This is a genomic window from Clostridium sp. MCC344, from assembly GCF_018785365.1.
Lineage (GTDB): Bacteria > Bacillota > Clostridia > Lachnospirales > Lachnospiraceae > Pilosibacter.
Genome location: NZ_WQPQ01000127.1, coordinates 1 through 291, shown reverse-complemented (window position 1 = coordinate 291; position 291 = coordinate 1). Strand labels below are relative to the sequence as shown.

Genomic DNA, 291 nt, shown 5'->3' with positions numbered 1-291 from the left:
GCATGAAGCTCCTGCATGGTCACTTTCCGCTCATACAGTTCATGGGGAGATAAGGCGACAAAGAGAGCTTCATGCTCCAGCCCGTCATCCCGATCAAGGGAATAGTAGGCTTTGTGGCGGTATGTACGCAGCCGGTAGGCAGCCTCTTTACGATCAAACTCTTTGAACATTTCTGCAACTTCTTCCGATACTTCCATGAAGCAATCCGATGTATAGAATGGGTAATAGTCCCGCAAATTGATAATAGCCATATTGACCTCCGTTTCGGTTGTTGGTTGACGAGTGACCGAA

1 pseudogene is annotated in these 291 nt (G+C 47.8%); it reads right to left on the bottom strand.

Annotation, left to right across the window (positions count from 1 at the left end):
• Positions 1–251: pseudogene (locus tag GPK90_RS18800) on the bottom strand (sigma-70 family RNA polymerase sigma factor); the annotation flags it as partial.
• Between the last annotated feature and the right edge of the window lie 40 nt (positions 252–291).